Annotated in this window: 17 protein-coding genes; 5 read left to right on the top strand and 12 right to left on the bottom strand. The window is 66.6% G+C overall.

Annotated elements, in window-relative coordinates; translation table 11 throughout:
* Nucleotides 1-53 precede the first annotated feature (53 nt).
* The 4 genes from FHW58_RS11975 to FHW58_RS11960 form a co-directional block, all read right to left on the bottom strand.
* On the bottom strand, nt 54-1841 hold the full coding sequence (locus tag FHW58_RS11975; protein WP_179673197.1) for a methyl-accepting chemotaxis protein: 1788 nt from the start codon (nt 1839-1841) through the stop codon (nt 54-56).
* A gap of 94 nt (nt 1842-1935) precedes the next feature.
* Nucleotides 1936-3168 carry an argininosuccinate synthase gene (locus FHW58_RS11970; RefSeq protein ID WP_179673196.1) on the bottom strand — a complete coding sequence of 411 codons (1233 nt, stop codon included), beginning with the start codon at nt 3166-3168 and terminating at the stop codon, nt 1936-1938.
* A gap of 97 nt (nt 3169-3265) precedes the next feature.
* Entirely contained in the window at nt 3266-4192 is a 927-nt protein-coding gene (argF, locus tag FHW58_RS11965) for an ornithine carbamoyltransferase (RefSeq protein ID WP_179673195.1), read from the bottom strand.
* 147 nt (nt 4193-4339) lie between these two features.
* Nucleotides 4340-4960 (bottom strand): PEP-CTERM sorting domain-containing protein, encoded by a 621-nt coding sequence (locus FHW58_RS11960; protein ID WP_179673194.1) that lies wholly within the window; start codon nt 4958-4960, stop codon nt 4340-4342.
* 178 nt (nt 4961-5138) lie between these two features.
* On the opposite strand from FHW58_RS11960, the gene FHW58_RS11955 reads away from it, so the two are divergent.
* Nucleotides 5139-6041, top strand: a complete 903-nt coding sequence (locus FHW58_RS11955; RefSeq protein WP_179673193.1) for a hypothetical protein — start codon at nt 5139-5141, stop codon at nt 6039-6041.
* Between the two features lie 48 nt (nt 6042-6089).
* On the opposite strand, the gene FHW58_RS11950 is transcribed toward FHW58_RS11955, so the two are convergent.
* The 4 genes from FHW58_RS11950 to FHW58_RS11935 are packed head-to-tail and all read right to left on the bottom strand — an operon-like array spanning nt 6090 to nt 11474.
* Nucleotides 6090-8921: an ATP-binding protein gene (locus FHW58_RS11950; protein WP_179673192.1), complete on the bottom strand. Its 2832-nt coding sequence runs from the start codon at nt 8919-8921 to the stop codon at nt 6090-6092.
* 50 nt (nt 8922-8971) lie between these two features.
* Nucleotides 8972-9874 (bottom strand): ribosome small subunit-dependent GTPase A, encoded by a 903-nt coding sequence (gene rsgA / locus FHW58_RS11945; RefSeq protein WP_179673191.1) that lies wholly within the window; start codon nt 9872-9874, stop codon nt 8972-8974.
* Nucleotides 9871-10209, bottom strand: a complete 339-nt coding sequence (locus tag FHW58_RS11940; RefSeq protein WP_179673190.1) for a 4a-hydroxytetrahydrobiopterin dehydratase — start codon at nt 10207-10209, stop codon at nt 9871-9873. The genes rsgA and FHW58_RS11940 overlap by 4 nt, the downstream gene beginning before the upstream one ends.
* A complete protein-coding gene (locus tag FHW58_RS11935) occupies nt 10206-11474 on the bottom strand; it encodes a M48 family metallopeptidase (protein WP_179673189.1) in 1269 nt (422 codons plus the stop codon). The genes FHW58_RS11940 and FHW58_RS11935 overlap by 4 nt, the downstream gene beginning before the upstream one ends.
* Before the next feature lie 56 nt (nt 11475-11530).
* Between FHW58_RS11935 and orn the strand changes: the two genes are divergently transcribed.
* The 4 genes from orn (at nt 11531) to FHW58_RS11915 (ending at nt 15152) form a co-directional block, all read left to right on the top strand.
* On the top strand, nt 11531-12118 hold the full coding sequence (orn, locus tag FHW58_RS11930) for an oligoribonuclease (protein WP_179673188.1): 588 nt from the start codon (nt 11531-11533) through the stop codon (nt 12116-12118).
* Nucleotides 12118-13113, top strand: coding sequence for a DUF1176 domain-containing protein (locus FHW58_RS11925; protein WP_179673187.1), 996 nt, complete (start codon nt 12118-12120; stop codon nt 13111-13113). The genes orn and FHW58_RS11925 overlap by 1 nt, the downstream gene beginning before the upstream one ends.
* A 111-nt stretch (nt 13114-13224) precedes the next feature.
* Entirely contained in the window at nt 13225-14079 is an 855-nt protein-coding gene (locus FHW58_RS11920; RefSeq protein WP_179673186.1) for an alpha/beta hydrolase, read from the top strand.
* Between the two features lie 74 nt (nt 14080-14153).
* Entirely contained in the window at nt 14154-15152 is a 999-nt protein-coding gene (locus FHW58_RS11915; RefSeq protein ID WP_179673185.1) for a hypothetical protein, read from the top strand.
* A 93-nt stretch (nt 15153-15245) separates the two neighbouring features.
* Here the strand turns inward: FHW58_RS11915 and FHW58_RS11910 are convergent, their stop codons facing one another.
* The 4 genes from FHW58_RS11910 to FHW58_RS11895 all read right to left on the bottom strand — a co-directional run bounded on the left by FHW58_RS11910 (nt 15246) and on the right by FHW58_RS11895 (nt 18767).
* The gene (locus tag FHW58_RS11910) at nt 15246-16133 is read right to left on the bottom strand and encodes a cupin-like domain-containing protein (RefSeq protein WP_179673184.1); all 888 of its coding nucleotides are present in this window, start codon (nt 16131-16133) and stop codon (nt 15246-15248) included.
* 39 nt (nt 16134-16172) lie between these two features.
* Nucleotides 16173-16571: an STY0301 family protein gene (locus FHW58_RS11905; protein ID WP_179673183.1), complete on the bottom strand. Its 399-nt coding sequence runs from the start codon at nt 16569-16571 to the stop codon at nt 16173-16175.
* Between the two features lie 90 nt (nt 16572-16661).
* A complete protein-coding gene (locus tag FHW58_RS11900; protein WP_179673182.1) occupies nt 16662-17993 on the bottom strand; it encodes an Nramp family divalent metal transporter in 1332 nt (443 codons plus the stop codon).
* Nucleotides 17994-18074: 81 nt separating this feature from the next.
* Nucleotides 18075-18767 (bottom strand): UPF0149 family protein, encoded by a 693-nt coding sequence (locus tag FHW58_RS11895; protein ID WP_179673181.1) that lies wholly within the window; start codon nt 18765-18767, stop codon nt 18075-18077.
* Nucleotides 18768-18773: the final 6 nt, after the last annotated feature.

Raw genomic sequence — 18773 nt, 5'->3', positions numbered from 1 at the left:
GGGTACCAGATGGCAACTGGCATTCTCCCACACCGGCCAGATTTATGGTGTGTTCAGGCCGCCACCGAGAAGGTGGCGACGCTGGTCTGCAGTCCGCCGGCCGCGTACTGCAGCTGGTGGACCGCTTCGCTGGTCGATTTCAGCGACTCCACGGTTTGCTGGGTGGCGTCGTTCAACTGCATCATGGTTTCGTTGATCTGGGCCGCGCCGACCGCCTGCGATTGCATGCCTTGCAGGACCAGGTCGAATTGCGGGGCCAGTTTCTGGACCTGGTCCATCACGCCGGACAGTTGTTGGGTCACCTGGCGCACCTCGCCGACGCTGCGGCGGATCTCTTCGGAGAACTTGTCCATGCCCATCACGCTGGCCGAGACGGCGGACTGCATTTCCTTGAGCATCTGTTCGATGTCCCAGGTGGAGACGGAGGTTTGGTCTGCCAGCCTGCGGATTTCGGTGGCGACGACGGAAAAGCCGCGTCCCGCCTCGCCGGCCTTCTCGGCCTCGATGGCGGCATTCAGCGACAAGATGTTGGTCTGGTCGGCCACTTTGGTGATTGTAATCAGAACGCTGTTGATATTGCTAGCTTTTTCGGACAAGGCCGCCAGCTTGGCGTTGATCGAGTCGGTGGCCGCCACCATGGTCTGCATGGTGCCGTCCATGCGCTGCAGGTTGGTCTGGGCGTCGGCGGTGGCGTGGGTGGTGTAGTCGGCCACCTTGGTGGCGTCCTCCATGGTCCGCACCAGCTCGCCGATATTGGCTGAAATCTCCTTGGTGGTGCTGAGGATCTCGATGCTGGTCTGCGCCTGCTCGACGCCGGTGGCCTCCTGCTGCTTGGCCGAGGCGGCGATCTGGGTGGCCGAGGTGGTGACCTGGATGCCGGCCTTCTGCACGTCGTTGAGCAGGGTGCGCAGATTGGCCAGCATGCGCGCCAGGCCGGCGGCCAGTTGGCCGATGGCGTCCTCGCCGTGCACGCCGATCTGGCCGGTCAGGTCGCCGGCGGCCGCCTTCGACACCACCACCAGCAGCGCGTCGACCTTGGCGCGCAGCGCGTTGGTTTGCGCCAGTTCCTTGTCGCGGCTGTCCTGGATGGCCTGGGCCATCTGGTTGAAGGCGGCCGACATCTGGCCCAGCTCGTCGCGCGCGATGATCTCGACCCGCGCGCCGTGCTCGCCGCGGGCGATGCGCTCGACCACCGCCGCCAGCTTGCCGATCGGCTCGCCAAGCGCCCGCAGCAGCAGCGCGCCGACGATCAGCGCCAGCACCGTGCAGACGCCGCCGCCGACGATCAGCAGCAGCATCATCGACTGCGACAGCGCGCGGCTGGTGCGGGTGCGCGCGGCCAGCAGCCGCTCCTCGTCGTCGGTGAGGTCCTTGATCATGCGGCGCGCCTCGGCCATGGCGCGGCCGCCGGCCAGCACCGCGTCCGGCGCCACGGCACCGCTGCGGCGCGCCGCCAGCTGCGGATTGACCATGTTGTCCAGCCAGTTGTTGATGAAAGGCGTCAGCCGCTGCAGGCGCGCCTGCTGGGCGGGATTGTCGGCGGTCAGGCGGGTGATGGTGGCCAGGTGGCCGCGCAGCGTGTCTTCCTCGGCGCTGATCTGGGTGGTGACGCTGGCGTCGCCGGTCAGCAGGTAGCCGCGCGCCGAGCTCTGGATCTGCACCATGGCGGTCTCGATCTGGTTGGCTTCCAGCAGCACCTGCAGCGTGTGCAGGTCCCAGCCGCTGGCGGTCGACAGCTTGGTGAAGTTGGCATAGGCCATGGCCAGCAGGACGACGATCAGCGCGACGATGACGCCGAAGCCGCTCGCGAGTTTTTTCTTGATACTGAGGTTGTTCAGCATGGTGGCTCCACTCCCGATCAGGACGTTGGAGCAATGTAGCAAAAAAAAGGCCGCTCAGCGAGAGCGGCCTTGGCCATGCGTGGCGGGATGCGGCTTATTGGCCGCGTTTCAGGCGGGCGTTGGCGGCGATGCGCATGCGCAGCGCGTTCAGCTTGATGAAGCCGCCGGCGTCGGCCTGGTTGTAGGCGCCGCCGTCGTCGTCGAAGGTGGCGATGGTGGTATCAAACAGCGAGTCAGTCTTGGAGTCGCGCGAGACCACGATGACGTTGCCCTTGTACAGCTTGACGCGCACCCAGCCGTTGACGGTCTGCTGGGTGTGGTCGATCAGCGTCTGCAGCGCCACGCGCTCCGGCGCCCACCAGTAGCCGTTGTAGATCAGCGCGGCGTAGCGCGGCATCAGGTCGTCCTTCAGGTGCGCCACTTCGCGGTCCAGCGTGATCGATTCGATGGCGCGGTGCGCCTTCAGCATGATGGTGCCGCCCGGGGTTTCGTAGCAGCCGCGCGACTTCATGCCGACGTAGCGGTTTTCCACCAGGTCGAGGCGGCCGATGCCGTGCTTGCCGCCCAGGCGGTTCAGCTCGGTCAGCACGGCGGCCGGCGACAGCCGCACGCCGTTCAGCGCGACGATGTCGCCTTTTTCGTATTCGATGTCCAGGTACTCGGCCTGGTCTGGCGCCTTCTCCGGGCTGACGGTCCAGCGCCACATCGATTCCTCGGCCTCGGCGCTCGGGTTTTCCAGGTGGCGGCCCTCGAACGAGATGTGCAGCAGGTTGGCGTCCATCGAGTACGGCGCGCCGCCGTTCTTGTGCTTCATGTCGATGGCGATGCCGGCGTCTTCCGCGTACTTCAGCAGTTTTTCGCGCGACAGCAGGTCCCATTCACGCCACGGCGCGATGACCTTGACGCCCGGCTTCAGCGCGTAGGCGCCCAGCTCGAAGCGCACCTGGTCGTTGCCCTTGCCGGTGGCGCCGTGCGAGATGGCGTCGGCGCCGGTTTGGTTGGCGATCTCGATCAGGCGCTTGGCGATCAGCGGACGGGCGATCGAGGTGCCCAGCAGGTATTCGCCCTCGTACACGGTATTGGCGCGGAACATCGGGAACACGAAGTCGCGCACGAATTCCTCGCGCACGTCGTCGATGTAGATGTTTTCCGGCTTGATGCCGAATTTCAGCGCCTTGGCGCGCGCCGGTTCCAGCTCCTCGCCCTGGCCGAGGTCGGCGGTGAAGGTGACGATTTCGCATTGGTAGTTATCCTGCAGCCATTTCAGGATGACGGAGGTGTCGAGGCCGCCCGAGTAGGCGAGGACTACTTTTTTAATGTCGCTCATGATAGATCCCAGTTGGTTGATTTACTGCCGTCGTCCCGGCGCAAGCCGGAACCCATACTCAGCATGGATTCCGGCTTGCGCCGGAATGACGGTGGTGTTACTTGTTCTCGATGCGGCCGAGCAGCAGGTACTCGATCAGCGCTTTTTGAATGTGCAGGCGGTTCTCCGCTTCGTCCCACACCACCGACTGCGGGCCGTCGATGACCTCGGCCGCGACTTCCTCGCCGCGGTGGGCCGGCAGGCAGTGCATGAACAGCGCGTCCGGCGCCGCGCGCGCCATCTTGGCGCTGTCGACGATCCAGCCGTCGAAGGCCTTCAGGCGGGCCGCGTTTTCCTCCTCGTAGCCCATGCTGGTCCAGACGTCGGTGTTGACCAGGTGCGCGCCCTCGCAGGCGTCGGACGGGTTGGCGAAGAAGGTGAAGCGGTCGGTGGACACCAGCGACATGTCCATCTCGTAGCCGTGCGGGGTGGAGACGTTGACGTGGAAGCCGAACACCTCGGCCGCCTGCAGCCACGAGTACAGCATGTTGTTGGCGTCGCCGACCCAGGCCACGGTCTTGCCGGCGATCGAGCCGCGGTGCTCGATGTAGGTGAAGATGTCGGCGAACACCTGGCACGGGTGGTGTTCGTTGGTCAGGCCGTTAATCACCGGCACGCGCGAGTTGGCGGCGAAGCGCTCGATGATGTCCTGGCCGTAGGTGCGCACCATGATGATGTCGCACATGCGCGACATCACCTGGCCGGCGTCTTCCACCGGCTCGCCGCGGCCGAGTTGGGAGTCGCGGGTGTTCAGGTAGATGGCGGCGCCGCCCAGCTGGTGCATGCCGGCCTCGAACGACAGGCGGGTGCGGGTCGAGTTCTTGTCGAACACCATGACCAGCGTGCGGTCGATCATCGGGTGGTAGATCTCGTAGTTCTTGAACTTGCGCTTGATGATATGCGCGCGTTCGATCACGTACTCATACTCGTCCAGCGTGAGGTCGGAAAACTGCAGGTAATGCTTGATCGGTTTTTGCATGGGCATAATGACAACTGACAGAATGGCTACGGCTTAGCCGATCAATTATAAAGGCAATTCGGCGAGTAGGGCTAATTACCGCAGAATATCCTGTCTAGACAGGCACTTAGCGGTGCCCGCACAGGCGCCATCGCGCACGCTGTCAGTTGGAACTCACGCCCCCTTGCGCGAACGGCGGCGGGCCACCATGCCCAGCATGCCGAGGCCAGCCATCAGCATGGCGTAGGTGTCGGCCTCCGGCACGGCGCTGACGGTGATGTTGGCGTTGGGCGCGAAGTCGGCCAGGCGGCCGGGGCCGGCCACGCGGCTGTCGATCGACCACACGGTCCAGGTGTAATCCTTCGGCGCCAGGCCCTTCGACGGCAGCAGCGCGGCCGACACGGTGGAGAAGATCTGGTCGCCAACGATGTGGGTGCTGATGGCGTTGGCGCCGGCGTTGCCGGTGCCGTCGGCGCGCAGCGTGACGGTGGCGTTGAACGTCACGCCTGGCAGGCCGACCGAGGCGAACGGCGCGTTGGTCGAGCCACCGACATCAAGGCCGAACACATAGGCGGCGCCGGCCACGCCAGCGATCGGGCCGGCGGTGGTGGTACGGAAAACAAACTCGTTGGTCGCGGCGTTGTAGGCGACGTCGGCCGACAGCACATCAAACGCCGCGTCATGGCTGCCGGTGTAGACCGACAGGAAGTCGTTGGCCGCGTCGGACACGGCGTAGGCGTTGCCTGCGGCGGCGAGGGCAGTGGCGGTAATCGCTTTCAGGAACATTTTTTTCATGGTGGTCTTCCGGATGTGGTTGTAGGAAGCGGCCTTGGGCGCGCAAACCGTATATTCCCGACAACATGTGAAAAGTTCATGTGTAGGCAAAATTGATGAGTTTGCACGGAGGCAATCTGTTATTCTCAATGTAATGCCAAGGTCGGCCGTCGGCTGACCGTCACGTGCGGAAGAAAATATGACTGCGTTTCCCAACCCGGATGGATCGAAGGCCTGCTCCAGTCAGGAGCGCCGTTTTCAGCTCATGTTTGTGGTGTGCTCCGGCCTGACGGTCCTGGCAGGCACGGTGGCGATCATCGCCACCGGCGCAGGGCCGAGTTTATGGTTGCGTAATCCGGTGATGTGGTGCGTTACAGTCGCACTGTGCGCGCGATTGCGCAGGTGGCGCATGCCGCCACCGTGGTTGCTGGTGGTGATGATCGCCGCGCTCGCGCTGAGCATCCTGGTGGGGCCCCATCAGTCAGGCGTGCATCGCTGGCTCGCGGTCGGTCCTGTGCTGCTGAATATTGCAGCGCTCATCATGCCCGCTGCAATCGTACTCATGGATCGCGGCTGCCGCATGCACGGGCGGCCGGGATATGCGCTGGCCGCGCTAGCGATGGCGGCCATGCTGGCGTGGCAGCCGGACATGTCACAGTTGACAGGCTTGATCGCCGCGGCCGTCATGTGGGCTCTGGCGCAGCGCAGATGGCGATCGCTGGTCTGGATCGCACCAGTCGCATTGCTTGCCTTGCTGATCTGCGCCAGCAGGCCAGATCCGCTTGCCGCCGTGCCTCACGTCGAGGGTATTTTTCAGCTGGCTGCGGACGTGTCGCCCCTGCTGGCCTTGGGCGGCGGGCTCTGCTTATTGCTCACATCCCTCAGCCCGTTGGCTGTGGCGAATGACGTCAACCAGCGGCCGGCGGCGGTGGCCTTGAGCGCGTACTTTTTGGTGTCCGGCTTCGCCTGGTTGTACGGCGCGTTCCCGGTGCCGCTGGCAGGCTATGGCATCAGTTTCATTCTTGGCTGGCTGATTGGTGCCACAACGCTTTTAATTCAACAAGCGAAAGGAAATTATCGGGGACTCACCGGCCCTGACTGATGCTGAGATGACCCCATGAGGTGCGCAGTACAGTTGATATTTCGCGGGCTAGTGATAGATCTGCGCGGTGGCGGCGGTCTGGTTGGCGGGGGCGGTCAGCGGCAGGTCGAGGGTGAAGGTGGTGCCGTCGCGCGAGCTGTGCACGGTGATCAGGCCGCCCATCAGCGAGGTCACGATGTTGTAGCTGATCGATAGCCCCAGGCCGCTGCCGCCCTGGCCCAGCTTGGTGGTGAAGAACGGGTCGAAGATGCGCGACATGTGCTCCGGCGCGATGCCGCTGCCGTTGTCGCGGAAGCTGATCTGCACCCGGCCGTCCGCCGGCGCGTGGGCGCGCAGCCACATGCTGCCGTTGTCCTCGCGCTCGAACGCGTGCAGCAGGGCGTTGTTGATGAAGTTGGCGATCACCTGGCCGTATGGCCCCGGATAGCTGTCCATCATCACCGAGTCCGGCACGTCGACCTCGATGCGGTGGCTGGCGGCGCGGATGCGGTTCATCATGGTGGCGATCACCTCGTGCGACACCTGCGCCAGGTTGAATTCGCGCCGCTGCTCGGTGGTGCGGTCCACCGCCACCTGCTTGAAGCTGTTGACCAGGTTGGCCGCGCTGGTCAGCCCGCGCATCACCAGCTCGTGCGCCTTGCGGGCGTCGTCCAGGTAGGCCGCCAGCGCCGAGCGTTTCAGGCCGCTGCCGTTCATCTGCGCTTCCAGTTCCTCGGTTTTTTGCAGCAAGGTGCTGGCGATCAGCAGGCTGTTGCCGATCGGCGTGTTCAGCTCGTGCGCGACGCCGGCCATCAGCGATCCCAGCGCCGCCAGCTTTTCCTGCGATACCAGCTGGGTCTGCGCATCCTTCAGCTGGCGATAGGCTTCGGCGTTGTCCAGCGCGATGGCGCCGTAAGCGCACAACGTGCGGAAAATCAGCCGCTCGCGCTCGCCGTAGGCCTGCGGCTGGCGGCTCTGCACTGTCATCACGCCCAGCACGCGCTCGCCCACCAGCAGCGGCACGTACAGCGCGCTGGCCATCAGCTGCGTGCCGGGGGCGAGGAAGATGTCGTCCGGGCCGGCGTCGGGCACGTAGATTTCGGCGCGCTCGCGCAGGCTGCGGGCGGCGTTGGCGCGCGGGTTGTCGACGTTGATGGTGTTGCTGGCCAGCGGCTGGCCGTTTTCCATGCCGAACACGCGGCTGATGGTGTCGCAGCCGGGGTCGCACATGTAGATGGCCAGCGAGTCGGCCGGCAGCAGCGCCTGGACGTGGCGGTACAGCGCCTGGAACACGGCGCCGGCATCGAGGTGGGTGGTGATTTCCTGGCCGATCACGGACAGCCGTTCCAGCGTGGCGGTGGTCTGCTGCAGCAGCTCGATGCGGCGCGCCTCGGACGCCGCCAGTTCACGGTGGTGGAAGCCGGCCGCGCGCGCGTGCTCGGTCTGGTGCTGCACCTGCATGGCGATGGCGCGGTTGGTGGCGTCCTGGCTGTGGGTCTGGGCGCGCGCGGCGGCCGCCTGCTGGGCGGCGAAGTAGGCCTGGCGGTAGTCGCCGATCAGCGCGTATTCGCGCGCCAGCGCCTCGTGCAGGTCGGCCGGCAGCGTGTAGCCGTTGATGTGGCCGGCCACGGCCAGCGCCTGGTGCAGGAAGTGCAGCGTGGCGTTGGGCTCGGTCATGCCGGGCGGCGGCGGCAGCGGATGGCGCAAGTGGATCAGCGACATCACGCGCAGCGCCGCCACCTGCTGGTAGCGGTCGGCCTGCGCTTGCGCCAGCGTGGCGGCCTGCTGCGCCATGAACAGCGCGTCCTGCGGCCGGTCGAGGAAGCACAGCGCGTGCGCCTGGCCGCGGCGGGCGATGCTCTGGAAGTCGGCGTGGCCGAGCGCGTCGCCGCGCGCGGCCAGCTGGCGGAAGGCGTCCAGCGCCACCGCGTAATTGCCCTGGTCGAGCGCGAGGTCGCCGCGGTATTGCAGCGCGGTGGCGTAGCTGCGGGCGCCGGCCAGCGGCGCCAGGATCTGCATTGCCTCCTGCAGCAGCTCGGCGGCGGCGTCCAGCCGGCCGAGGCGGCGCAGGCTGTCGGCGGTGTGGGTCAGGCAGGCGCCGATGCTGCGCGGCCAGCCGGCCGGGCGCGCCAGCTCCAGCGCGCTCTCCATCCATTCCAGCGCGGCCTCGTGGTCGTTCAGCGCGGTGAAGTCGAGGCCGATGTTGATGGCGGCGGTGATGGCCATGCGCAGCTGGCCGGTTTCCAGCGCCGCTTCGTAGCAGTGCAGGTTGTGGCCGGCGGCGGCGCCGAAGTCGCTGACCTGGCTGGCGGCGATGCCGTAGTAGTCGTAGATCCAGCTGGCCACGCCGGGCTGGTTTTCCTCGGCCGGGGTGAAGCGCTGGCCCCAGCGCTGTTGCGCGCTGGGCAGGTCGCGCAGCACGGCCCAGCGGGCGTTGACGGCGTCGGCAATGGCGCAGCGCTGCAGGTCGCCGGCGGCGCGGGCGGCGGCGGCCATCTGTTCCAGTTCGGTTTCGGCGCGGTCGTGGTGGCCGTGGTCGATGGCGATCCAGGCGCGCAGCCAGTGGGCGTCGGCGCAGCCCAGTTGCAGGCGCAGCGCGGCGAAGCGCTGGCCGGCCTGCACGGCCAGGTCGTCGGCGGCGGCCAGCTGGCCGGCCAGCCACGCGGCCTCGGCCTGCACCAGTTGCAGGCGCGCCGCCAGCGCGGCCTGATCGTCAGCGGGGAGGGCGGCCTGGTCCAGCAGCGCCTGCGCCTCGGCCGCCAGTTGCAGCGCGCGCGGGGTGTCGCGCTGGCGCAGATGCCAGGCCAGCGGCAGCAGCGTCGGCAGGCGCGCCGGCCCCCGCTGGGACGGCAGGGTGGCCTCCCAGTCGGCTAACGCGTCGTCCAGCGCAAACATGTCCATCGGCTTCCCCAGGATACTTGCTCCAAGGCATTATAGACGCAAGCTTGTAATTAATACAGTGTCTGTGATGACTCGTGCAATAGTTGTGCGTACAGCGTGTGGCGCATTTTGGCGATCTTGCCTGCCTCGACCGCGGCCAGCACCGCGCATTGCGGTTCGATCAGGTGGCGGCAGTTGTAGAACTTGCAGTGGCCCAGGTACGGCGCAAATTCTACAAAGGCGCGCTCCAGCATGCCCTCGGTCAGATGGTAGAGGCCGAATTCCTGGAAGCCCGGCGAATCGATGATCGCGGCGTCCGGCCCCAGGTCCGGCAGCGTGTACAGCCGGGTGAAGGTGGTGGTGTGCTTGCCGGTGTCCAGCGCGGCCGAGATTTCGCGGGTGGCGATGTCGGCCTCCGGCACCAGCAGGTTGATCAGCGAGGACTTGCCCATGCCGGACTGGCCGATCAGGATCGACGACTGGCCGGCCAGCAGCGGCCGCAGCGTGGCCACCGCCTCCTCCGGGCGGGCGGTGGCCGACACCTCGTGCACCGGGTAGCCTAGCGCGGCGTACGGCGCCACCCGTTCGCGGGTGCGCGGCAGGGCCTCGGCGACGTCGGTCTTGTTGAGGATCAGGTGGGCCTGGATGCCGGCCGCCTCGGCCGCCACCAGCGCGCGCGACACCAGGTCGTCGGTGAAGCCGGGCTCGGTGGCGACGACGATGAACAGCTGCGTCAGGTTGGCCGCCAGCAGCTTGGACTTGTACTGGTCCGAGCGGTACAGCAGCGTCTTGCGTTCCGCGATCTGGTCGATCACGCCCTGGTCGGGCGAGGTCAGCGTGATGTGGACGATGTCGCCCACCGCCACGTTGGTCTTCTTGCCGCGCGTGACGCACTGCAGCTTGCGGCCGTCCGACTCGGCCAGGTAGTGGCGGCCGTGGGCGGCGATGATGACGGCGGTGCGCTGTGCGCTCATGCCTGCGCCTCGTACAGCGCGCCGGCCTTGGCGGCGCAGATGAAGTCGTTGTCGGTCAGGCCGTGGGCCGAGTGGGTGGCGTAGCGCAGCACGCAGGTGTTGTAGGTGACGGTCATTTCAGGGTGGTGGTCTTCGTTGTGGCTGAGGTAAGCCACGGCGTTGACGAAGGCCATGGTGCGATAGTGGTTGCGGAAGCCGAAGCTGCGCGTCAGCCGGCCGCCGTCGAGCGACCAGTCCGGCAGCAGCGCCAGCAGGCGCGCGGCGGCGGCCGCGTCCAGCGCCGCCGTTTGCGGACGGCTGCGCGCGGCCAGCAGCGCGGCGACGGTGGTCGTCATGCGGCCGCCAGTTTCAGTTGGCGGATGCGCACGCTGGCCGGCGGGTGCGAGTCGTAGAACGCCGAGTGCAGCGGGTCGGGTGTCAGCGTCGAGGCGTTGTCCTCGTACATCTTGACCAGCGCCGACACCAGGTCGCGGGCGTCGGTGTGGCGGGCGGCGAAGGCGTCGGCCTCGAATTCGTGCTTGCGCGAGCCGAGCGAGGCCAGCGGCGCGAACAGGAAGGTGAACACCGGCAGCACCAGCAGGAACAGCAGCAACGCCATGGCGTCGTTGGCCTGGCCCGGCAGCAGCAGCGGGTTGACGCCGAGGCCGTCGTAGAACCACGGCTGCTGCTTCAGGTAGCCGAGCACCGCCATGAAGCCCAGCGACAGCACGAACAGCATGGCCATGCGCTTGACGATGTGCTTGAGCTTGAAGTGGCCCAGCTCGTGCGCCAGCACCGCCTCGATTTCCTGCGGCTGCAGGCGCGCCAGCAGCGTGTCGAAGAAGACGATGCGCTTGGTGGCGCCGAAGCCGGAGAAATAGGCGTTGCCGTGGGCGCTGCGCTTGGAGCCGTCCATGACGAACAGGCCGCGCGAGGCAAAGCCGACGCGCTTGATCAGCGCCTCGATGCGGCTTTTCAGCGCCTCGTCGGCCAGCGGCGTGAACTTGTTGAACAGCGGCAGGATCAGGTTCGGCGCCAGCGCCATCATCAGCAGCTGGAAGCCGGTCCACACCAGCCACGCGTACACCCACCACAGGTCGCCGGCCTGGGCCATCAGCGTCAGGATCACCCACGCCAGCGGCAGGCCGAGGGCGGCGCCGATGGCCGTCGAGATCGCCATGTCCTTGAAGAACAGGCCCTTGCCCATCTTGTTGAAGCCGAAGCGCTGCTCCAGGCCGAACTGCTTGTAGTAGTCGAACGGCAGGTCGATCAGGCCGGAGATCAGCGCGAACGCCGCCAGCAGCGCCAGCTGGTAGACCATGCCGGGGCCGGTCAGCTGGAAAATCTGCAGCGACAGCCACTGCAGTCCGCCCAGCAGCGTGAAGCCGAGCAGCACCAGCGTGTTGACCATCAGCGTCAGCAGGCCGTACTTGGTGCGCGCGACGGTGTAGTCGGCAGCCTTCTGGTGGGCCGCCAGTGGTATCTTTTCAGCAAATTCCGCCGGCACCGCGTGGCGGTGGGCCAGCACGTGGCGCAATTGGCGCGCGGCCAGCCAGAAGCGCACCAGCAGCGTCAAAATGATGAAAGATACGAACAAAATCGAAAACGCGAGTGAATACATTCTGTGCCTGTGAGAAAATGGCAGATTCGGATTAATTTAGCCAAGAGAAGAGAATTATGTCACAAGCTACTGCATTGCCAGAAGGTGGCGCCGCCACGCCGCGCCAGAACGAATTCAACCTGGTGTGGGTGGACATGGAAATGACCGGCCTGGAGCCGGACACCGACCGCATCATCGAGGTGGCGATGGTGATCACCGACATGCACCTGAACGTGCTGGCCGAGGGCCCGGTGTTCGCCATCCACCAGTCGGACGAGACGCTGGACAAGATGGACGCCTGGAACAAGGGCACGCACGGCCGCTCGGGCCTGGTCGACCGGGTCAAGGCATCGACCGTCACCGAGGCCGAGGCGGAAGAAGAGCTGATCAAGTTCATGAAGCAGTGGGTGCCGAAGGGCAAGGCGCCGATGTGCGGCAACACCATCGGCCAGGACCGCCGCTTCATGGTGCGCTACATGCCGAAGCTGGAGGCTTTCTTCCATTACCGGAATATCGACGTGTCGACGCTGAAGGAACTGGGCAAGCGCTGGAAGCCGGATATGGTCAGCGGCTTCAAGAAGGCGCAGAAGCACACCGCGCTGGCCGACATCGTGGAATCGATCGAAGAGCTCAAGTACTACCGCGAGCACTTCATCAAGCTGTAATGCGCCGTTCGCTGCTGGCGCTGGGCGCCTGCTTCGGCCTGAGCCTGGCCGTTGCGTCGCAGGTGCAGGCGCAGCAGCAGTTCAGCTTCAAGGACTGGGCGGTGGGCTGCGACAACACGCGCCATTGCGATGTCGTCGGCTACCAGGCCGAGGACGCCGAGCCGGCGGTGTCGCTGTGGCTGGGCCGCGATGGCGGCGGCAGCGCGCCGCTGCAGGCCAAGCTGAGCGCCATGTCGGCCGACGACACCGGCCTGCTGACCATCCGCGTCGGCGATGTCGTCATCAGCGGCATCCAGGAAGACCTGACGGCGGCGCAGATCGCCCGCCTGCTGCCGGCCATGAAGAAGGCGGACGCGGCGCAGGTGTCCGACGGCAAGCACCAGTGGCTGCTGTCGCTGGCCGGCTTGAACGCGGCGCTGCTGAAGATCGACGATCTGCAGGGCCGCATCGGCACCGTGACCGCGCTGGCGCGTCCGGGCGACAAGCCGGCCAGCACCGTCCCGGCAGCGCTGCCGGCGCCGCAACTGCGCGCCGCGCCCGTGCCCAGGCCGCGCGCCAGCGATGCCGCCTTGCTGCCGCAGTTGCTCAAGGCCATTCCGCTGGGCGATTGCAGCGATGATCTCAACACCGACTCGTTCAGCGAGGTGCACCGGCTGTCGGCCACGCAGCTGCTGGTGCTGCGCGAATGCGGGCGCGGCGCGTATCAGTCTTCGTTCACACTCTGGCGCGTCAACGACCGCAAGCCATACGCGCCGGTGCAGCTCAAGTTGCCGGCGGCCAGCGGCCAGCCGCGTGACGAGATCCTCAATCCGTCGTTCGACAACGGCGTGCTGGGCTCGTTCGGCAAGGGGCGCGGCATCGGCGATTGCGGCAGTTTTCACCGCTGGCTGTGGACGGCCGAAGGCTTCCAGCTGCTGGAGGCGTCCGACGGTCCGATGTGCCGCGGCATGCCGGGCGGCGGCTACACGCTGCGGCTGTGGACCGCGAAAAAATAGACATCGCATCAACGCCGGCCCCGCCGGCGTTTTCATTTGTGGTGCTGTGCCGCACGGTGTGCGCGGGACGGCTGGGCTAGAGTCCGGCTGTCTCCTTTCATTGTGCGCGCCATGAACCGATCTTCCCTGAAATTGCTGCTTGCCGTGCCGCTGTTGCTGACGGCGCTGGCGGCCTGTTCGCCGCTGAGCGCGCTGAATGCCTTGTCGCCCGGCGGCGATGCCGACCGCACGACCGATCTGGCCTATGGCGACGGGCCGCGCCGCAAGCTGGACGTCTACCGCCCGCGCAACGCGCACGGCCCGGCGCCGGTGGTGGTGTTCTTCTACGGCGGCAACTGGGTGGCCGGCGAGCGTGCCGATTATGCGTTTGTCGGGCGGGCGCTGGCGTCGCGCGGCATTGTCGCCGTGATCGCCGATTACCGGCTGCATCCGGAAGTCAGCTATCCGGACTTCCTGCGCGATGCGGCGCAGGCGGTGGCATGGGCCAGGCGCGAGGCGGCCCGCTACGGCGGCGATCCGCAGCGCCTGTATGTGATGGGCCACAGCGCCGGCGCTTACAACGCCGCCATGGTGGCGCTGGACGGCCGCTGGCTGGCGGAGCAGGGCATGGCGCCATCCGACCTGCGCGGCTGGATCGGACTGGCGGGGCCGTACGACTTCCTGCCGATTGAAAATCCGACCACCAAGCCGGTGTTTCACTTCCCCGACACGCCGGCGGATTCGCAGCCGCTGCGCCATGTGACGGCGACGTCGCCACCGGCGCTGCTGATCGCGGCGCGCGAAGACCGGCTGGTCGATCCGGCGCGCAACACCGCCAGGCTGGCGGCCGCGCTGCGGACGCAGCGCGTGCCGGTGCGGGAAATCTACCATGACAAGGTCAGCCACGCGACGCTGGTGGCGTCGATCGCCGCGCCGCTGCGCTGGCTGGCGCCCACGCTGGACGAGGTGGCCGCGTTCGCGCGCTGAACCGCGCGCCGGGTTTTTCTTGTTGGCATTATCATTTGTGGATATCAACTTATTAACAATGATCTGCAGAAACCATGTCCGACATCCTGGAACCCGTGCCGCCGGTCGTCTCGACCGAGTCGCCGCCCCCTGAGAAAAAACCGCGCCGCCGCTGGGGGCGTTATGTGCTGTATGTGCTGGCCACGCTAGGCGTGCTGGCGATCGTGCTGGTGGCAGCCGCCTACTACCACGCCAGCCGGGGGCCGCAACTGGTCAAGATTGACGAGGCCTACGCCATCGACGAATCGATGACGCGCAACTATGGCAAGTATTCGCCGGAGAAAAAAGGCTATCTGTACGTTGACCAGAACAATGAACCCTACCTGGTGCGGGTGGTGCAGCAGGCGCGCATCGAGGCGGTTGGCGCCAGCGACGAGCTGTATTTTGTGGCCAGCGGCACCTCGCTGAGCGGCAACGCCGGCCAGTTCTACGGCGTGTTCCAGATCCGTTCGGACGGCAAGGGCGGCGACGGCCTGGTTGAAGTGGCGGAGCCGCTGCGCTACGACACGACGGCGCCGATCACGCCGGAAAAAGTGCGCTTCGAGGCGCTGGCGGAAACCACCTGGGGCTGGGTGATCAAGACCCAGAGCGGGCTCAATCCGAAGCAGGAGCGGGTGACGGTCTCCAACGTGGTGCTGGCGCCGCACGGCGACCGCATCGCCGAACTGGCCACCTTCCGCGCCTCGGCCGACGCCGATCCGGGCAGCGACTGCGCGCAAGCCAACGCCGAGCACGCCGAATGGGAAAAGCAGGTGGCCGAGTACTACAAGCTGTCGGCCGAGGCGTCAGCGGAGCAGACCGCCGCCGGCGAGGGCCTGGTCGACAAGGAACCGCTGCGCTGCGAACACGCGCGCTGGACCTATGCCACGGCGCCGGTGATGGGCCCGCTGCCCGGTCCGCTGACGGTGACCGCCAAGGGCACGCAATACGGCGCGCCGCTGGAGGCCAGGAGCTGGAAGATCATGTTCGACAGCAAAGCCTACGTCTACAACGTGCCGCCGGAGCTGGAACCGGAAGACGCGCAGGGCGACTGACGGGGTAGCGCCTGCTTTCACCCCGGACGAAAGGGTCAGACCCCTCTGGGGTCTGACCCTGGCCGCAGCGGTGTGCGGGTCGCCGTGGTGCCGTCAGCAGTCACTGCCACAGAGCAGCAACGGCACCCCGCGCGCCCAGCGGTTGGACGACAGCGAAAACGTCAGCGCCCGCACCTGGTGATACCAGCCGGCCGGCACGTACAGCATCTGGCCCGGCTGCACCACCACCTCGATCAGCGCGGCCTGGCGCGCCAGCGGAAAACGCTGATAGTCCGGCGCCTCGGGATCGAACGGCGAGCCGAACAACATGGCGCTGGCTTCCTTCGTATACAGAAATTCGTCGTGGTGCGGCGGCGCCAGGAAGATGCGCTTGCTGCCCCAGATCTGCGCGAAGATGTTGTCGTCGTAATCGCAGTGCAGCGGCGTGACGGTGCCGGCCGGGCCGACCCAGAAGCGCGCCGGCCCCATCTTGTCGAACCACGTCGGCCAGTGGCACTGGCTGTTCAACTCGCGCAGCTCCAGGTTGCCGAGATAGGGCGGCAGGCCCTCGGTGCGCTCGGCCAGGTCGAGATACTCGGCCATCGTCATGTCCTGCATGGCGCGGTCCGGCGCAAAGGCGGTGTTGATGTAATCGCCCACGCGGGCGCGCACCGCCATGTGGCCGTAACGCTGGCGCAGCAGCGCCGGCGTCTGCGCGCTCAGCGGCCAGCGGCTGACCACGCCGTCGATCAAAAAGGGCTGGCCTTGCATGGCGCGCGCGCGGAAGGTGGCCGCCGTCAGCCCGCGTACGCGCGGCACGTGCGGCAGCGGCGGCAGCGCGCGCGAAGCCTGTTTGATCGCCTCGCGCATCGCGTGTATCGAACTGACGCCGCGCACCTGGGCGTCGCGCTGCTCGCGCGCCAGCTTGTTGGCGGCGGCCTGTTCCGGCGTCTCGGTGGCCAGCACGCGCGGCGGCAGGTTGTTTTGCTTTCTTAACATCATCAATGACTGTGGTAGGGCTGCCGCCATTGTAGCGCCGGCTCACTGGCAGACAAAGGACACCACGTCGTCGGCTTGCTGTTCGCGCAGGGCGGCGGTCAGTGCGCACTGCCTGGCCTCGGCCGGGATTTTCTTGGCCAGCAGCACGCGGGAGTTGCTGTACACGCATGCCATCCAGTATGGCGCCGAGTCCGGCGGCAGGCGCCACAGCGTGACGGCGGTGCGGGCGGTGGTGGTGGTCGCGTCCGGCACCAGGCTGCCGTCCTCCGCCGGATGGTCGGCGTACACCGCCACCGTCTGCAGCGCGGCGGGCGGGAGGCCGTGGTCGGTGACTTGTTCCCACGCGCGGTCCGCGGTGCGCGTGGTTTGCTGGATATCGATCTGCCGGGGACAGTCGAATGCGACCGCGGTGGCCAGGCCGAGCAGGGCGGCGATGAGCATGATCACTCCGATGACGTCGAGGGATCTCTTTTATATCGCCGCGCCCGCCGCGCGGTATTGATGCCGATTGACCCGGTGGCGAATTGCGCCTCAGTCCGCGAAGGCTTGCCACACCAGCCAGGCGTTGGCGGCCGAGATGATGGCAAACAGGAACCACGCCAGCGCCGTGGTCCACCAGGCGTTGACGAAGTTGCCCATGATGCGGCGTTGCGACGTCAGGCTGACCAGCGGGTACATGGCGAACGGCAGCTGCATGCTCAGCACCACCTGGCTCAGCACCAGCAGCTTGCCGACCGAGTGTTCGCCCAGCACGATCACGCCGATCATGGCCGGCACCAGCGCCAGCCCGCGCGTGATGGCGCGCCGCTGCCAGCACGGGATCTTCATGTTCAAAAAGCCTTCCATGATGACCTGGCCGGCGATGGTGCCGGTGAAGGTCGAGCTCTGGCCGGACGCCAGCAGCGCCAGGCCGAACAGGATGGCGGCCAGCGCCGTGCCGGCCACCGGTTCCAGCAGGCGGTAGGCGTCGTCGATGTCCAGCACGCGGTCGTTGCCGGGCTGGTGGAAGGCGGCTGCCGCCAGCACCAGGATGGCGCCGTTGATCAGCAGGGCCAGCAGCAGCGACACGACGGTGTCGATGCGCGACAGGCCGATGGCCTGCTGTTTGGCGCTGTCATGGCGCGCCACCACGCGCGTCTGCACCACCGACGAGTGCAGGTACAGGTTGTGCGGCATCACCGTGGCGCCGAGGATGCCGATGGCCAGGTACAGCGGCTCGCGCGACGACAGCGCGCTGATCGACGGCACCAGGCCGGCCGCCACCGCGTGCCAGTCCGGCTGGACGAACACCAGCTCGGCAAACAGGCAGATCGCCACCGTCAGGATCAGTCCGAGCACGATCGCCTCGACCTGGCGGAATCCCTTGCCCTTCAGGCCCAGCACGATCAGGGTGTCGAGCGCGGTCAGCGCCACGCCCACCGGCAGCGACACGCCCAGCAGCAGCTTGAACGCCAGCGCGCAGCCCAGCACCTCGGCCAGGTCGCAGGCAATGATGGAAATCTCGGCGAAGCCCCACAGCGTCTTGCCGACCGCCGGCGGATACTGCTCGCGGCAATGCACGGCCAGGTCCTTGCCGGTGACGATGCCGAGCCGCATGCTCAGGCACTGCAGCACAATCGCCGCCAGGCTGGACAGCACGACCACGAACAGCAATTGGTAGCCAAACTGCGAGCCGCCCTGGATCGCCGTGGCCCAGTTGCCCGGGTCCATGTAGCCGACCGACACCAGCAGGCCCGGCCCGGCGAAGCGGACGATTTTCTTCCAGAACGGATCGCCCTCGGGCACGCTGACGGTGCCGGCGACTTCGGATGGACAGAACGGCGCGGTGGCCGTGGTGGGCAGCTTGAAGGGGAGGGAAAACATAGGCATCCTGAACAAAGATGCCTGAATTCTACTTTAAGACAGAGGGACCCGCCCTCTGTCATTGTGCCGATCGGGCCGGTGTTACGCCTGTTCGGCGCCGTGGCACTTCTTGTACTTCTTGCCGCTGCCGCAAGGGCAATCGTCGTTGCGGCCGACTTTCGGCTCCTCGCGCTTGACGGTCTCGACGCCGGCCTTGCGGCGCGGCAGCCAGAACTTGTAGATGTTGGGCAGGTTGGCTTCCAGTTCCAGCGCCAGCTTGTGGGCCTTGACCGGGTCTTCCACCAGCGCCAGTTCTTCCTCTTCGATTTCGTCGGCGCCCAGCAGGTAGATCGGGCGCATCAGGTCGGCCACCTCGGAATCCCAGATCGGATCCCACGAGCCCGGACGCAGCTCCATGCCTTCCCAGAAGCCCCAGCACCAGGCTTCGGCGTTGATCAGGGTCTGGCCTTCGTGCTCGTGCTCGACGAACAGCGGCTCAAATTCCTTGGGCGCCACCTCGAACGTCACCAGCACCTCGTTCATGAAGCGCATGATCAGGTGGATGATGCGCTGCTCTTCCTTCTCGTGCTTGAAGGTGGGGACGTCGCTGTCTTCCTTGCCCCAGATTTTTTTCAGCCACTCGGCCGGCATGATGGCTTCCGGGCCGATGGCGATGGCGGTCAGGTAACCGTGGAGCATGTCCATGGTCATCGCGTCTTCGGGCGTGCGGTCGGACAGCAGGAAGTTGTCCAGTTCGTCGAATTCTTTTTCGCTCAGGGGCTGATCGAGTTGCATAACTTG

This window comes from Duganella sp. 1224 (assembly GCF_013408245.1).
Classification (GTDB): Bacteria; Pseudomonadota; Gammaproteobacteria; order Burkholderiales; family Burkholderiaceae_D; genus Rugamonas.
The sequence above is the reverse complement of the archived record's forward strand: the minus strand, read 5'-3'. Positions and strand labels throughout refer to the sequence as shown.

Coding starts and splice junctions, on each gene's coding strand:
- FHW58_RS11905 (WP_179673183.1), bottom strand. CDS start 16,571: ATGCTCATCGCCGCCCTGCTCGGCCTGGCCACCGCGGTCGCATTCGAC.
- FHW58_RS11950 (WP_179673192.1), bottom strand. CDS start 8,921: ATGGACATGTTTGCGCTGGACGACGCGTTAGCCGACTGGGAGGCCACC.
- FHW58_RS11915 (WP_179673185.1), top strand. CDS start 14,154: ATGTCCGACATCCTGGAACCCGTGCCGCCGGTCGTCTCGACCGAGTCG.
- FHW58_RS11895 (WP_179673181.1), bottom strand. CDS start 18,767: ATGCAACTCGATCAGCCCCTGAGCGAAAAAGAATTCGACGAACTGGAC.
- FHW58_RS11935 (WP_179673189.1), bottom strand. CDS start 11,474: ATGTATTCACTCGCGTTTTCGATTTTGTTCGTATCTTTCATCATTTTG.
- orn (WP_179673188.1), top strand. CDS start 11,531: ATGTCACAAGCTACTGCATTGCCAGAAGGTGGCGCCGCCACGCCGCGC.
- FHW58_RS11960 (WP_179673194.1), bottom strand. CDS start 4,960: ATGAAAAAAATGTTCCTGAAAGCGATTACCGCCACTGCCCTCGCCGCC.
- FHW58_RS11955 (WP_179673193.1), top strand. CDS start 5,139: ATGACTGCGTTTCCCAACCCGGATGGATCGAAGGCCTGCTCCAGTCAG.
- FHW58_RS11920 (WP_179673186.1), top strand. CDS start 13,225: ATGAACCGATCTTCCCTGAAATTGCTGCTTGCCGTGCCGCTGTTGCTG.
- FHW58_RS11925 (WP_179673187.1), top strand. CDS start 12,118: ATGCGCCGTTCGCTGCTGGCGCTGGGCGCCTGCTTCGGCCTGAGCCTG.
- FHW58_RS11940 (WP_179673190.1), bottom strand. CDS start 10,209: ATGACGACCACCGTCGCCGCGCTGCTGGCCGCGCGCAGCCGTCCGCAA.
- rsgA (WP_179673191.1), bottom strand. CDS start 9,874: ATGAGCGCACAGCGCACCGCCGTCATCATCGCCGCCCACGGCCGCCAC.
- argF (WP_179673195.1), bottom strand. CDS start 4,192: ATGCCCATGCAAAAACCGATCAAGCATTACCTGCAGTTTTCCGACCTC.
- FHW58_RS11900 (WP_179673182.1), bottom strand. CDS start 17,993: ATGTTTTCCCTCCCCTTCAAGCTGCCCACCACGGCCACCGCGCCGTTC.
- FHW58_RS11975 (WP_179673197.1), bottom strand. CDS start 1,841: ATGCTGAACAACCTCAGTATCAAGAAAAAACTCGCGAGCGGCTTCGGC.
- FHW58_RS11910 (WP_179673184.1), bottom strand. CDS start 16,133: ATGATGTTAAGAAAGCAAAACAACCTGCCGCCGCGCGTGCTGGCCACC.
- FHW58_RS11970 (WP_179673196.1), bottom strand. CDS start 3,168: ATGAGCGACATTAAAAAAGTAGTCCTCGCCTACTCGGGCGGCCTCGAC.